This window comes from Bacillus sp. Cr_A10 (assembly GCF_029222665.1).
Lineage (GTDB): Bacteria > Bacillota > Bacilli > Bacillales_A > Planococcaceae > Psychrobacillus.
Genome location: NZ_JARHXR010000010.1, coordinates 170,737 through 184,400, shown reverse-complemented (window position 1 = coordinate 184,400; position 13,664 = coordinate 170,737). Strand labels below are relative to the sequence as shown.

The 13,664-nt window shown below is 38.5% G+C and carries 12 protein-coding genes, 6 tRNA genes and 1 rRNA gene; 17 read left to right on the top strand and 2 right to left on the bottom strand.

Annotated elements, in window-relative coordinates:
- Position 1 precedes the first annotated feature (1 nt).
- The 7 genes from rrf (at position 2) to P2Q73_RS13100 (ending at position 1,362) form a co-directional block, all read left to right on the top strand.
- Positions 2-117, top strand: a 5S ribosomal RNA gene (gene rrf / locus P2Q73_RS13130).
- Between the two features lie 538 nt (positions 118-655).
- A tRNA-Asn gene (locus P2Q73_RS13125) sits at positions 656-730 on the top strand.
- Between the two features lie 13 nt (positions 731-743).
- Positions 744-816: transfer RNA gene (locus tag P2Q73_RS13120), tRNA-Thr, on the top strand.
- Positions 817-1,011: 195 nt separating this feature from the next.
- A tRNA-Val gene (locus P2Q73_RS13115) sits at positions 1,012-1,087 on the top strand.
- 21 nt (positions 1,088-1,108) lie between these two features.
- Positions 1,109-1,192: transfer RNA gene (locus P2Q73_RS13110), tRNA-Tyr, on the top strand.
- 6 nt (positions 1,193-1,198) lie between these two features.
- Positions 1,199-1,273: transfer RNA gene (locus P2Q73_RS13105), tRNA-Gln, on the top strand.
- A 16-nt stretch (positions 1,274-1,289) separates the two neighbouring features.
- Positions 1,290-1,362, top strand: a tRNA-Ala gene (locus P2Q73_RS13100).
- 51 nt (positions 1,363-1,413) lie between these two features.
- Here P2Q73_RS13100 and P2Q73_RS13095 read toward each other — a convergent pair.
- Together P2Q73_RS13095 and P2Q73_RS13090 are read right to left on the bottom strand one after the other, a co-directional pair.
- Entirely contained in the window at positions 1,414-1,959 is a 546-nt protein-coding gene (locus P2Q73_RS13095) for a histidine phosphatase family protein (protein WP_275787914.1), read from the bottom strand.
- Between the two features lie 21 nt (positions 1,960-1,980).
- Positions 1,981-2,862 (bottom strand): LysR family transcriptional regulator, encoded by an 882-nt coding sequence (locus tag P2Q73_RS13090; protein WP_275787912.1) that lies wholly within the window; start codon positions 2,860-2,862, stop codon positions 1,981-1,983.
- 105 nt (positions 2,863-2,967) lie between these two features.
- Between P2Q73_RS13090 and P2Q73_RS13085 the strand changes: the two genes are divergently transcribed.
- From P2Q73_RS13085 to P2Q73_RS13040, 10 genes are all read left to right on the top strand, one after another.
- Positions 2,968-4,059, top strand: a complete 1,092-nt coding sequence (locus tag P2Q73_RS13085) for a citrate synthase/methylcitrate synthase (RefSeq protein ID WP_275787910.1) — start codon at positions 2,968-2,970, stop codon at positions 4,057-4,059.
- A 58-nt stretch (positions 4,060-4,117) separates the two neighbouring features.
- Entirely contained in the window at positions 4,118-4,699 is a 582-nt protein-coding gene (locus P2Q73_RS13080; RefSeq protein ID WP_231687483.1) for a GNAT family N-acetyltransferase, read from the top strand.
- Positions 4,700-4,769: 70 nt separating this feature from the next.
- Positions 4,770-5,669: an arginase gene (rocF, locus tag P2Q73_RS13075; RefSeq protein WP_053591359.1), complete on the top strand. Its 900-nt coding sequence runs from the start codon at positions 4,770-4,772 to the stop codon at positions 5,667-5,669.
- 350 nt (positions 5,670-6,019) lie between these two features.
- Complete coding sequence (sigW, locus tag P2Q73_RS13070) at positions 6,020-6,595, top strand: RNA polymerase sigma factor SigW (protein ID WP_053591360.1); 576 nt, start codon at positions 6,020-6,022, stop codon at positions 6,593-6,595.
- 12 nt (positions 6,596-6,607) lie between these two features.
- Complete coding sequence (locus P2Q73_RS13065) at positions 6,608-7,237, top strand: zf-HC2 domain-containing protein (RefSeq protein WP_053591361.1); 630 nt, start codon at positions 6,608-6,610, stop codon at positions 7,235-7,237.
- Between the two features lie 131 nt (positions 7,238-7,368).
- Positions 7,369-8,205, top strand: coding sequence for a diadenylate cyclase CdaA (gene cdaA / locus P2Q73_RS13060; RefSeq protein ID WP_056830840.1), 837 nt, complete (start codon positions 7,369-7,371; stop codon positions 8,203-8,205).
- Positions 8,198-9,481 (top strand): CdaR family protein, encoded by a 1,284-nt coding sequence (locus P2Q73_RS13055; protein ID WP_275787902.1) that lies wholly within the window; start codon positions 8,198-8,200, stop codon positions 9,479-9,481. The genes cdaA and P2Q73_RS13055 overlap by 8 nt, the downstream gene beginning before the upstream one ends.
- 36 nt (positions 9,482-9,517) lie before the next feature.
- Positions 9,518-10,870, top strand: a complete 1,353-nt coding sequence (gene glmM, locus P2Q73_RS13050; RefSeq protein WP_275787899.1) for a phosphoglucosamine mutase — start codon at positions 9,518-9,520, stop codon at positions 10,868-10,870.
- A 116-nt stretch (positions 10,871-10,986) separates the two neighbouring features.
- A complete protein-coding gene (locus P2Q73_RS13045) occupies positions 10,987-11,496 on the top strand; it encodes a type 1 glutamine amidotransferase domain-containing protein (RefSeq protein ID WP_275787895.1) in 510 nt (169 codons plus the stop codon).
- A 125-nt stretch (positions 11,497-11,621) separates the two neighbouring features.
- Positions 11,622-13,226, top strand: coding sequence for a gamma-glutamyltransferase family protein (locus P2Q73_RS13040; RefSeq protein ID WP_275787893.1), 1,605 nt, complete (start codon positions 11,622-11,624; stop codon positions 13,224-13,226).
- Positions 13,227-13,664 lie beyond the last annotated feature (438 nt).

Below are 13,664 nucleotides of genomic sequence, written 5' to 3'. Positions count from 1 at the left end.
GTCTAGTGATGATGGCGAAGAGGTCACACCCGTTCCCATACCGAACACGGAAGTTAAGCTCTTCAGCGCCGATGGTAGTTGGGGGTCTCCCCCTGTGAGAGTAGGACGTCGCTGGGCAATTGAAAAGTCGTCACCGAGTAATCGGTGACGACTTTTTTGTTGTACTAGAAAAAAGGCAGAAGGCAAAGAACAAAGAATTCGAGGAAGCAAGGATGAGAGCCTCGTAGCGTAGGACAGAAGAAAAAATGTGTCATCACAGAGAAACTGAACTCTTTATTGTGAGAAATGGTCGCTTTCATTATCAAATTGATTGCTTTTAGATTATCCTTAGTCGCTTATACGACTCATTTGGTTGCTCTCCAAGACAAATTAGTCTCCCTTATCCATATTTAACAAGATTGGTCTCGGATTCACCTGAAATGGTCTCGAATCTAACTTAAATAGTTGCGAATTAAGCAATTTTAGTCTCGCTCTGCCATTAATTGTAATCCCTTAACCACTTTAAAATTCATTCAAGCGATCCATCAAAATTATTTCTTAGGAAATAATTAATTGCATGAAAAAAGCTGAGAAATTGTTATGTATTTACTAAAAATATACTTGAAATTTAACAAAGGATTGCTATAATTATATTTGTACTTTAAATATTATCCGTTCCGAAGTAGCTCAGTGGTAGAGCAATCGGCTGTTAACCGATCGGTCGTAGGTTCGAGTCCTACCTTCGGAGCCATTTTTTTGTCTATGCTTCCATAGCTCAGTAGGTAGAGTGCTTCCATGGTAAGGAAGAGGTCAGCGGTTCGAATCCGCTTGGAAGCTTACATATGGAGTAGAAATTTTACAAACTACTTAGAACTACTTGTCTTAGTAGAATAAATATGTTACTATTATTCTTGTCCAGTTTTGACTGACCCTTATTCATAAAATCAGGAGAAGCAAGAAGGTCAAGGATACAAAGGAACGATAGAAGTTAACGCAGAGATGTGAAAGCTTATCGTGAATTTATATAACCCAGGAGGATTAGCTCAGCTGGGAGAGCATCTGCCTTACAAGCAGAGGGTCGGCGGTTCGAGCCCGTCATCCTCCACCATTTTATTTTTTATATAGCTTTGGAGGGGTAGCGAAGTGGCTAAACGCGGCGGACTGTAAATCCGCTCCTTAGGGTTCGGCGGTTCGAATCCGTCCCCCTCCACCAGTTTATTGGGGTATAGCCAAGCGGTAAGGCAACGGATTTTGATTCCGTCATGCCCTGGTTCGAATCCAGGTACCCCAGCCAACACTGTTTTAACTTCGGGGCCTTAGCTCAGCTGGGAGAGCGCCTGCCTTGCACGCAGGAGGTCAGCGGTTCGATCCCGCTAGGCTCCATCTAAAAAAAGGGTATTCCATTTTTATGGAATACCCTTTTTTCTATGTTCATTATTCTTTCCAAACACGGTGAATTGTATATTCATCATTGGTGAATTGCATCAAAAATACATCTGGATTGCTTAAACTCTTCCATTGCTCAAAGCCAAAACTATTCTGGTAGTGCCTCAATAGTAGGGACAGAATATTACCATGTGTCACGAGAACAGTATTTTCTATATTACTATCTAAGATTTCCTCCACAACTTCCACAATTCGTGTCTGTGCTTCCCTGCTAGTTTCGCCGCCTTCTAACTTTAAGTCCATATCATCAAAAGTACTCCTTAACTTATCAAGCCAGTCTGGCAGGTTGCTCGTGCTTAATACACGTTCTGATAAACGTGTATCTATTTTAATTTCTAGATTTGTATCCTTTGCATATGGATCAATCGTTTGTCGAGCTCTTAAATAAGGGCTTGAAATTATTTGGTCTGCACGAATGTTATTCAAGGAGATAGCAAGTTCTAACGCTTGCTTATAACCTTTTTCGGTTAGGGGTGCGTCTGCTTCCTGCCCTTCCGCTTGGCAATGTCTAATTAAAAATAGTTTCTTTTTCATTTAATCACCTCGTAAAATTAATTATCCAAAATAGTAGTTAGATATTTTTTCTATAAACTCCTGCTCGAGATCTCCCCTATTTTTAAGTAATAAAAATGTTTTTACTTTGGGAAGTGGAAATAACTCGAAAGGTACATTCATCACACGTCCCTCGATTAATTCTCGTTTGATAATGGATTGTGGAAGAAATGAAATACCTAAGCCTTCTTGAATAAAGCGTTTTACTATATGTGCCTGCGTAACTTTCATAGTTCGTATGTTAATCACTCGCTTGCGCAGCTGTAAAAGAAGTGTGTCCCACACAACTGGATGGTGATGAGTGAACAAATAATTGCTAGATAAGTATTCTTCTGGATTCACGATAGGCCCCGATTCCTCATCATACCCATCGGAAGGAACAACAAATATAAGAGGATCTTCATAGAGCTCAATAGATTGTATTTCTTTCCGTGTAGCCTCTAGTGCTGAGATGCCAATATGAACATCTCCTTTCCATACTAAATCTTCAATGACATTAGATTCTTCAACTCTTATAGATACTTCCAAGTCCGGATGTTTGTCCATAAATGAACGTAATATGTAGGGCAAGATGGTTTCCGCCATTAAGGGAGAAATGGCGATAATCCACTTGTGGGTATATCCTTCAGTAAAAGCATGTAATCGATGCACGCTTTCTTCTAAGTTCTTTGTAAGTAGAACAGCTTCTTCATAAAACAATTTACCAGCATCAGATAAACCTACGCGTCTGTTTGTTCGGTCAAATAAAGAAATCCCTAAATATTCTTCTAATAATTTTATATGAACCGTGACGCCAGGCTGAGAAATTAGTAATTTTTCGGACGCTTTTCTAAAATTACATGTTTCGGCAGCGACAATAAAAGTCTTCAACCATTGATATTCCATTTTTCTTCTCCTTTTAATTAAGAAATATAATCAACTTCATTTAAATTATTTAATTTTATTAATTATAAAACTTTCTTATACTAAAGAAAAGGAAGGGGTATGAATATGTTTCAAAAAGGATTAAAAGGTGTAGTTGCAGTGCATACAAAAGTTGGTCTGGTCGATGGTGACAAAGGAGTATTGAGATATCGTGGGATGGACGTAAAAGATCTAGTACTAGATTATTCATTTGAAGAAGTTGCTTACTTCTTATTGTATAACGATTTACCTTCGGAGAATGAACTGCAGGAATTCCATAAAAAACTAATAAAAGGTAGAAAGTTACCGGAATATGTCTGTACAATCATCGATACTCTTCCGACAACAGTTTCTATTATGGATGCCATGAGAACAGCTATATCTGCATTTGGTACAACTGAATTTTTACAAAAAGACAAGATGGAGCAAGCGACTTACTTAACAGGTGCGCTTCCAGTAATAATTGCAAGACATTATAGAAAGCAACAGGGATTTCCGTTAATCGAGCAAAATAGTGATTTTTCGCATACAGAAAATTATTTATGGATGCTCCAAGGTACTCCTCCAACTTCAGTGCAGGTTAAAGCACTGGAAACGTATTTAAAGCTAACAATGGAGCATGGATTAAACGCCTCAACTTTTGCAGCGAGAGTGACTATCTCGACTGAATCTGATGTACCTGCAGCGATTACTTCTGCCATTGGTACAATGAAAGGTCCTTTACATGGTGGAGCGCCCGCCGAAGTATTAAATTTGCTCGATGAAATAAAAGAGGAAGCAAGGATACGACCTGTTATCGAAGAAAAGCTAAAAAATGGTGAAAAAGTTATGGGTTTTGGACATCGTATTTATAAAACCGAGGATCCTCGATCAATTTTGCTAAGAGAAGCATGTGTCCGTTTGCAAGGCTCTGATCCTTGGCTAGATTTGGCGACAAAGGCTGAAAAAGAGATTACTTCACTATTAGAAAAATACAAGCCAGGAAGAAATCTATATACGAATGTAGAATTTTATGCAGCGGCTATTATGCGTTCAATCGACATGCCTGCTGTTTTATTTACTCCAACATTTAGCATAGCACGCATGGTAGGGTGGAGTGCTCATATACTAGAACAGATAGAGGATGCATCTCTCTTTCGTCCACAGTCTCTATACGTAGGAGATATATTAATAAAATAATTCTTTTCAACACCTCACTTTTTCTATTATGATAAAAGAAAAAGTGAGGTGTTTGGATTTGGCAGAAGTAATTGTATTTGGAGATGTGACATTACGTCCATTAGAACAAACAGATATTCAACATTTATGGGAGTTGTATAACCCTAAAATCTTTGAATTTATGTTGAATAAAGTAGAAAGCTATGAACAGCTAGAGCAATGGCTACAAGTAGGAATCCAACAAATGAACATTGCCAAAACCGCTCTCGCATTTGTCGTGGAACATACAGACACAAAAGAAATAATTGGTACGACACGTATATATGGAATCGATACAGCGAATCATGCGTGTGAAATCGGTTCAACTTTCTATGGTCAAACGTTTCAACGAACACATGTTAATACGACATGTAAATACCTGTTATTAAAACATTGCTTTGAAAATCTCGGAATGATTCGAGTTCAATTTAAAACCGATGAATTAAATGTGAAGTCACAACGTGCGATTGAACGAATAGGTGGAGTAAAAGAAGGTGTTTTACGGAATGAGCGCTTGCGTTCAAATGGAACCGTAAGAAATGCAGTTGTCTACTCAATAATCGATAGTGAGTGGGCAGATGTGAAAAATCACCTCGTTCAGCTTATGAATAAATATTCATGATTTTGCTTGGTTGAGCCAACAGCCCTTTAGGATTTACAATAGGTATATAAATAATTGGGGGTATAAAATCATGAATAAATTAAATATAACTATTGTTGGTGTACCGATGGATCTTGGTCAAAATAGAAGAGGTGTCGATATGGGACCGAGCGCTATTCGTTACGCAGGAGCAATTGAACGTTTAAAAGCACTTGGCCATACGGTAAAAGACAAAGGCGACATAGTAATAGGAAGAAAAGAAATGTCAAAGAATACAAAGCTACGTAATTTGGAAGAGGTAGTTGAGGGTAATACAAAGCTTGCAAACGAAGTAAGGGAAATTATAGCAGAAGGTGATTATCCTTTGATTTTTGGTGGAGATCACAGTATTGCTATTGGAACGCTAGCAGGATTAGCAGATAAATATAAAAACCTTGGAGTAATTTGGTACGATGCACACGCGGACTTAAATACGGAAGAGACTTCACCTTCAGGTAATATACACGGGATGCCATTAGCTGTGAGCCTGGGATTAGGACATACTGACTTAGTAAAAATACGCTCATACACTCCTAAGATAAAACCTGAAAATGTAGTAATTATTGGAGCGCGCTCCGTAGATCCTGGTGAACGCGAATTGATTAAAGAAAAAGGCATTAAGGTGTTCTCTATGCATGAAATAGACAAACTTGGAATGACGAAAATTATGGAGCAAACAATCGAGTATTTCCAAGAGCGAGAAGTGGATGGAGTTCATCTATCACTTGACTTAGACGGTATAGACCCAATCTACACACCAGGTGTTGGTACTCCAGTTCCTGGGGGAATTACTTATCGTGAAAGTCATTTAGCTATGGAGATGCTTTATTCATCAAACCTAATTACTTCGGCTGAGTTTGTGGAAGTAAATCCTATACTTGATGAAAAAAATAAGACCGCAGATGTTGCGGTTGCCCTCATGGGATCATTGTTTGGGGAAAGTCTTATATAACGTGTAAAAAAGACATTTAGGTGTCTGCTCAGGCTGTAGAGAAACTCAAAAAAAGAGTTATCTACAGCCTTTTTATAGATGTATAGAAAAAATAACATTTTTCTGAAGCTTACCGCAGGAGAGTGGCAGAGCCGCTTCGTCTATGGTCCTGTATGGTGTCGGTTGTTTCGCTTTTTCTGCAGGAGTGGATCGGACGTTCAATCTTTTGAGGTGTTAGCTTTTTCTTTTAGAAAATATCCCACAATTGGAAGATTTTTTGATAAAATTAAAATAAAGAAAAAATAAATGAAACCTGTTACTACCTTTAATCGTATAGGTAAGACAGCCGCATGGAGCGGAGGGGAATCACGATGGATGCGTTGGTGAACAAGCGAATAAAACAAGTGTTAAAAGGCGACAAAGACGCATTCGCGGAGATTGTTGACCTGTATCAGCATAAGCTCTTTCAAGTTTGTTTTCGTATGTTAGGGAATCGTCATGAAGCAGAAGATATAGCACAAGAGGCTTTTGTAAGAGCATATATTAACATTCACACGTTTGATCAAAAAAGGAAATTTTCCACTTGGCTGTATAGAATTGCTACGAATTTATGTATAGATCGTATTCGTAAAAAAAAGCCAGATTATCATTTAGATGCAGAAGTTGCAGGTACAGAGGGACTTAATATGTATTCTCAAATAGCGGCATCAGAAGAACTTCCCGAAGAAGAACTGATGAAGCTCGAGTTACAGGATCGAATACAATATGAGATAAGTCGATTACCAGACAAATATCGATCAGCGATAGTCCTGAAATATATGGAAGAATTATCTTTACAAGAAATAAGTGAGATATTAGAATTACCACTTGGGACAGTAAAAACAAGAATTCATAGAGGTCGAGAAGCACTTAGAAAACAGCTAAGTAAACAGCCTAATTTTTTATAGGAGGGAATCACGATGAATGCATGTCCAGAGCGAATCGTTCACTTTATGCATGAATACTTAGATGGTGAAATTAGCCGTGAACATGAGCTTGAACTTAAATCTCATTTGCAGTCATGCGTGGATTGTCAGGCCCATATGCATGAGTTAAGTGATGTAGTTGCCTTCGTAAAGGGAGCGGCTCGTGCAGAGGCACCTACTCATTTTACCAAATCAGTTATGGCAAAACTTCCAAAAGAAAAATCTCATGCTGGTGTTAGTAGATGGTTGAGACAACATCCCATTATTACTGCAGCAGCATTGTTCTGCTTATTTATGAGTAGCGCTCTATTCACAAACTTCAATGAGGAGCAGCAGTTCTCTTTCACCAAACAGGAAAATGTAGTTGTCAAAGGAGAAACAGTTATAATTCCTAAAGGACAAGTCGTGAAAGGTGATCTTGTTGTGAAAAATGGAGATGTTCAAATTGACGGTGAGCTGGATGGGAATTTAACTGTCATAAACGGTTCTAAATATATGGCATCTACAGCAGTTATTACAGGAAAAACTGAGGAAATCAATGAAGTGTTTGATTGGCTATGGTTCCATATAAAAGATGCGGGCAAGCAGGTTGTTTCATTTTTTGAAAATGAGGAAACTAAATAATTTACAATTACCTTTTCAAATAGAAGTCTACCTTATTTTAGGTAGACTTTTTTGCTTCATAAAGGCGGAATGTTCATTATCATGTTATACTTACAGAGTATGGATTTGTTATGAAAAGTGGGGGATGCCACATGTCGTTTATGGAGCAATTTACGGATTTAATGCCAGTAAACGTAATTGTAAACATTTTAGATGTTTTATTTGTCTGGTTTGTTATTTATAAGTTAATTACCCTTATAAGAGGAACGAAGGCAGTTCAATTATTAAAAGGGATATTTGTTATTATTATTGCGCGGGTAGTGACTGACTTTTTAGGTATGGATACGTTAGGTTGGTTGCTTGATAATGTAATTAATATTGGATTTTTTGCAATTATAGTTATATTCCAGCCAGAAATCAGAAGAGCACTTGAACAAATTGGTAGAGGGAAATTGTTTGCAAGAAGTTCTCTACAAGAAGAAGAAGAGCAAAGCCGTCTTATTACTGCGATGACCAAGTCAGTTAGTTATATGGCAAAGCGTCGAATTGGAGCTTTAATATCGATTGAAAGAGAAACAGGTTTATCAGATTATATCGAGACTGGTATTCCATTAAATGCGAATATCACCTCCGAGTTATTGATTAACATTTTCATTCCTAATACCCCATTGCATGACGGAGCAGTAATCGTGCAAAAAAACAAAATAGCTTCTGCCGCTTGTTACTTACCGTTATCAGAAAGTCCTTTTATATCTAAAGAGCTTGGAACAAGACACCGTGCAGCAATCGGGCTGAGTGAAGTAACAGATGCTATAACCATTGTTGTATCAGAGGAAACGGGTGCAGTTAGTTTGACATCTAACGGTGATCTCCATAGAAATCTATCCATGGAAGAGTTTCAAGCACACTTGAAGCGACTTTGGTTTGGACCAACGGATGAACAAGTAACTTCTTCTAAATGGTTATGGAGGGGGAAACAAAATGGATAAAATGATGGATAGTCCATGGTTCTTACGAATAATAGCATTAACTTTAGCTATTCTGTTATTTGTTTCCGTGAAATCAGAAGAGAGTACAGGTTCAAGTACTAGTGGAACTCAAATTGATGTATTACGAGACGTACCGGTTGAAGTTTATTATGATGATGAAAACTCAGTCGTAACTGGTGTTCCTGAAACAGTTACAGTAAATATAGAAGGCCCAACACAAGTAGTATTATCCGCTAAAATGATGAAGGATTATAAAGTATTTGTGGATTTGAGAAAGTTAACCTATGGTGAGCATAGAGTTGCTATTTCAAATGAAAATTTTTCTGATAAATTAAAGGTTCGAATAGACCCTGTATACGTAAATGTAAATATTGAAGAAAAAATATCGAAGGAATTCCGAGTAGATCCGGATATGAATGAAGGCTTGTTAGCAGAAAACTACATCGTTAAGTCCTATGACGTCAATCCAAAAATGGTTACAATTACAGGTGCAAAAAGTGTCATAAATAGCATAGGCTATGTAAAAGCAACTATAGTTGGCGATCCAGGAATTACTAAATCTTTTGATCAAGAAGCGAGTGTAAGAGTTCTGGATCGTGATTTAAACAAACTAGATGTGACAGTGGAACCAAAACAAGTACAAGTAAAAGTAAAAGTGGAAGAACTTAGTAAGGAGGTCCCTGTTGTATTAAGACCAAAGGGTTCACCGAAGCAAGATGTGACGATTAATAGGTTGACTACTAATGTAGAAACGATACGACTATATGGGCCTCGAGCTGTTCTTGATAGATTTGAGCAGTTGACTGTTGATGTAGATATAAGTAAGCTAGAAAAATCTGGGGATTTCGACGTGAAGTTAGCGATTCCGGATGGAGTTACAAGGATGTCGCTCGACAAAGTCAAAGTTACCGCAGATGTCACGCCTGCTCCAGTAACAGAGCAGCCTACAGAAGAAGATAAAGATAAGGAAGAAAAAGAAGAATCTGTATCAGCTGTCAGTGAAAAAACTTTTGAGCAAGTTACAGTGGAAGTTAGAGGACTTTCCGATCAGCTAGTGAGTGAATTTCTAGCTCCTACAGACGGTTTAGTTACTGTGAAAGCTAAAGGAACACCAGAAGCATTAGAAAAGATAAATAAGAACAATATTGCTCTATATGTAGAAGCACAAAATGCACAAGTGGGGGAGAATACTTTTCCGTTAAAAATGGATGCCCCTACAGATGTTCAATGGGAAATGTCTGCGTCCGAGATAAAGTTAACAGTAAAAGAAGCTTAATACGCAGGACAACAGGTTTTTAAGGAGAGAAGATTAATGGGAAAATACTTTGGAACAGATGGTGTGAGAGGAGTAGCAAACTCAGAACTAACACCGGAACTTGCTTTTAAATTAGGACGCTTTGGCGGATATGTACTAACAAAAGAAACAGAAAATCGTGCGAAGGTTTTAATTGGGCGCGATACTCGCATATCAGGTCATATGTTGGAAGGTGCTCTTGTAGCAGGACTTCTTTCTGTTGGTGTTGAAGTAATGCGTCTCGGAGTAATTAGTACACCAGGTGTTTCTTACTTAACAAGAGTGATGAGTGCCGATGCAGGAGTAATGATTTCAGCATCTCATAATCCGGTTGCAGATAATGGTATTAAATTTTTTGGTTCAGATGGGTTTAAACTTTCTGATGAACAAGAAGAAGAAATTGAAATTTTACTAGATGCTGAAAATGACGAACTTCCACGCCCAACAGGAGCAGGTGTTGGATCAGTATCTGACTACTTTGAAGGTGGACAAAAGTATATCCAATACTTAAAACAAACGGTTGATGAAGAGTTTGTTGGACTTCATGTAGCGTTAGATTGTGCAAATGGCGCAACTTCTTCGCTAGCTGCACATGTTTTTGCAGACTTAGAAGCTGATTTATCCACAATGGGAGCATCACCTAACGGTTTGAATATAAACGATGGTGTAGGATCTACTCATCCCGAAGAGCTGTCGAAATTTGTGCTAGAAAAAGGAGCACATGTTGGACTTGCATTTGATGGGGATGGAGATCGATTAATTGCTGTAGATGAAAAAGGGAATATTGTAGACGGCGATCAAATTATGTATATTTGTGCTAAGCATTTAAATACACATGGACGTCTAAATAAAAATACAGTTGTTTCCACAGTTATGAGTAATATGGGCTTTTATAAAGCACTAGAAACACATGAAATGACGAGTGTAAAAACGGCAGTTGGAGATCGTTATGTTGTAGAAGAAATGAAAAAGAATGGCTACAATCTAGGTGGAGAACAGTCAGGGCATATCGTGTTTTTAGACTATAACACGACAGGGGATGGCTTGTTAACTGGCTTACAGCTTGTAAACATTATGAAAATTACTGGTAAGAAACTTTCAGAGCTTGCTTCCGAAATGACCATTTACCCACAAAAACTTGTAAATGTTCGCGTAACTGACAAACATGCTGTAACGCAAAATGAAAAAGTAGCTGCAATCATAAGCGAAGTGGAAGCGGAGATGGCGGGCAATGGACGCGTTTTAGTTCGTCCATCTGGTACAGAGCCGCTTGTACGTGTAATGGTAGAAGCAGCAACTGAAGTGGAATGCGAAAACTATGTAAACCGAATCGTCGAAGTGGTTAAAGCAGAGATGGGTTTAGCTGAATAACATAAATAAAAATCCGACATGATGTCGGATTTTTTTTATCTTCTTATTTGAATGTTTAGTTTAGATACTTTTGTGGAATAACAAGAGAGAGAAACAAACAGATAAGGAGTGACGAAATGGCTAAAGTAGCAACATTAGTTACAAATATGTTTGAAGACGTGGAATATACGAGTCCAGCACAAGCATTAAGCGACGCTGGTCATGAAGTATTCATTATTGAAAAACAAGCAGGAAATGAAGTGACAGGTAAACAAGGTGAAGCGAATTTGAAGGTGGACTATGGTATCGATGATGTAAAGCCGGAAGATTTTGATGCACTATTTATTCCTGGCGGATTTTCACCGGACATCTTACGCGCAGATGATCGCTTCGTTAATTTTGCTAAAGCGTTTATGGATGATAAAAAACCTGTATTCGCAATTTGCCACGGACCACAGCTTCTCATTACCGCTAAAACATTAGAGGGGCGAGATGCTACGGGATATAAATCGATAAAAGTCGATTTAGAAAACGCTGGAGCTAATTTCCACGATGAGGAAGTATTTGTTTGTGGAAATCAACTCGTAACAAGCCGAACACCAGATGATTTGCCAGCATTCAACAGAGAAATTGTGAAATTGTTGTAGATTAAATGGTTGAAAGGCATTCTTAAATGAATGTCTTTCTTTATTTTCAAATTATTCGAATATTCATATAGATTCCCTTTGTTAAATGTATTATAATAATTTATCTAATATTAAGGGGGACTCTTATGGATTATTTATATCATCCGTTTCAAGCAAAACGCCATACTGTTTTTGCTAAGAAAGGTATGGTGGCAACATCGCAACCATTAGCAGCACAAGCAGGTTTGGAGATTCTTCAAAAGGGCGGAAATGCTATTGATGCGGCCATAGCTACAGCTGCAGCTTTGACGGTAGTAGAACCAACATCCAACGGAATTGGCGGAGATGCATTTGCTCTCGTATGGACAAAAGGTAAATTACACGGTTTGAACGCATCGGGTCCAGCTCCACAGTCAATTTCTGCAAAAGCAATTCGAGAAAAGGGTCATGAAACTATTCCTGCATTTGGTCTTATTCCTATAACGGTTCCCGGTGTCCCGGCAGCATGGGCCGAGTTATCCATTCAATATGGGAAACTCCCACTTCAAGAAGTGCTCATCCCGGCAATCCGATATGCGGAGGAAGGTTATCCTTTAACTCCAATCCTCGGTAAGTACTGGAAAGCAGCATATAAAAGGTTCAAAAGTACTTTTACTACAGAGGAATTTGCAGCTTGGTTTGAGACGTTTGCACCGGATGGGAGCGCTCCTGAAATCGGAGAAATTTGGTCCTCTCCAGATCATGCTAAAACATTACGGGCAATTGGTGAATCAAATGCACGAGACTTCTATGAAGGAGAAATTGCTACTAAAATAGATGATTTCATGAAAAAACACGGTGGCTTCTTATCCAAAGAAGATTTAGCAACATACAAACCTGAATGGGTAGAACCAATTTCAACGAATTATAAAGGATATGATGTATGGGAAATCCCTCCAAATGGACAAGGCATGATTGCACTTATGGCATTAAATATATACAAGCAACTGAATAAGCCAGAGTGGCAAAATGCAAATATCCTTCATGAACAGATAGAAGCGATGAAGCTGGCATTTACGGACGGAAAAGCGTTCATTACTGACTTAGATGCAATGCCTGTAAAAGTAAATCATTTATTATCAGATGAATACGCAAAAGCGCGAGCAGAAACCATTTTGGAAGAAGCAAGCGATCCAGAACCGTATGAATTACCTAAAGGCGGTACTGTGTATTTAGCAACTGCTGATGAAGAAGGGAACATGGTTTCATACATACAAAGCAATTATATGGGGTTTGGCTCAGGTATTGTAGTGCCAGGGACTGGTATTGCATTGCAAAATAGAGGGCACGATTTTACATTAAATGAATCACATCCTAACTTTATTGAACCGGGGAAACGTACATTCCATACCATCATTCCTGGATTCCTAACGCAAGATGGTCAAGCAGTTGGGGCATTTGGAGTGATGGGTGGATATATGCAGCCGCAGGGTCATTTTCAAGTAGTGACCAATACAATTGATTATCTATTAAATCCGCAAGCTGCCCTTGATATGCCACGCTGGCAGTGGATAAAAGGAAAGACGGTTCACGTAGAACCTGAATTTCCGAACTATCTAGTGCAAAGCTTAGTTAGGAAGGGGCATGACATTCATGTCGCATCCGACACTGGATCTTTCGGTCGTGGGCAAATAATTTGGAGAAACCCTGAAACAGGAGTCCTGCAAGGTGGGACGGAATCTCGAACAGATGGATCCATTGCTGTCTGGTAGATTAGTAGTTTTCTTGATTCGTTTGAACCTTTTTTAAACATAGTTCCATCAACCTGCTTGCAAAAGAGTCTCCGTATACTGGCTCTTTTGCTTAGCAAAATATCGTTTTATAGCATATATAAATAGAGGTACTTAATTGACTAACATATGTAATTTAAGTATTATAGATAAAGTGCAGACTCAGAAAATCTAATCGTTTCTGTACCCGCGTTGAAATGGAGGGAAAAGAAAACGCGTAAAAATAAGGAAAACAATTATAGCGCCTGAGCTGAAGAAATTGGACGAAACAGATCTTCAGCAGACGAGGTGGAGGTTATCGAATTTTCGGCGGATGCCTCCCGACCGTATTTGCCCGGTTGTTATTCTTTTTCATAAACCATGCAAGTGATTGTATGACAGAGGGAAAAGAAGGCATTCTTAGCATAATGAGCTTGGTAA

Excerpts from the sequence above, each read along its gene's own strand:
- P2Q73_RS13095 (WP_275787914.1), bottom strand. The coding sequence starts at position 1,959 with ATGAAAAAGAAACTATTTTTAATTAGACATTGCCAAGCGGAAGGGCAG.
- P2Q73_RS13090 (WP_275787912.1), bottom strand. The coding sequence starts at position 2,862 with ATGGAATATCAATGGTTGAAGACTTTTATTGTCGCTGCCGAAACATGT.
- P2Q73_RS13085 (WP_275787910.1), top strand. The coding sequence starts at position 2,968 with ATGTTTCAAAAAGGATTAAAAGGTGTAGTTGCAGTGCATACAAAAGTT.
- rocF (WP_053591359.1), top strand. The coding sequence starts at position 4,770 with ATGAATAAATTAAATATAACTATTGTTGGTGTACCGATGGATCTTGGT.
- sigW (WP_053591360.1), top strand. The coding sequence starts at position 6,020 with ATGGATGCGTTGGTGAACAAGCGAATAAAACAAGTGTTAAAAGGCGAC.
- P2Q73_RS13065 (WP_053591361.1), top strand. The coding sequence starts at position 6,608 with ATGAATGCATGTCCAGAGCGAATCGTTCACTTTATGCATGAATACTTA.
- cdaA (WP_056830840.1), top strand. The coding sequence starts at position 7,369 with ATGTCGTTTATGGAGCAATTTACGGATTTAATGCCAGTAAACGTAATT.
- P2Q73_RS13055 (WP_275787902.1), top strand. The coding sequence starts at position 8,198 with ATGGATAAAATGATGGATAGTCCATGGTTCTTACGAATAATAGCATTA.
- glmM (WP_275787899.1), top strand. The coding sequence starts at position 9,518 with ATGGGAAAATACTTTGGAACAGATGGTGTGAGAGGAGTAGCAAACTCA.
- P2Q73_RS13045 (WP_275787895.1), top strand. The coding sequence starts at position 10,987 with ATGGCTAAAGTAGCAACATTAGTTACAAATATGTTTGAAGACGTGGAA.
- P2Q73_RS13040 (WP_275787893.1), top strand. The coding sequence starts at position 11,622 with ATGGATTATTTATATCATCCGTTTCAAGCAAAACGCCATACTGTTTTT.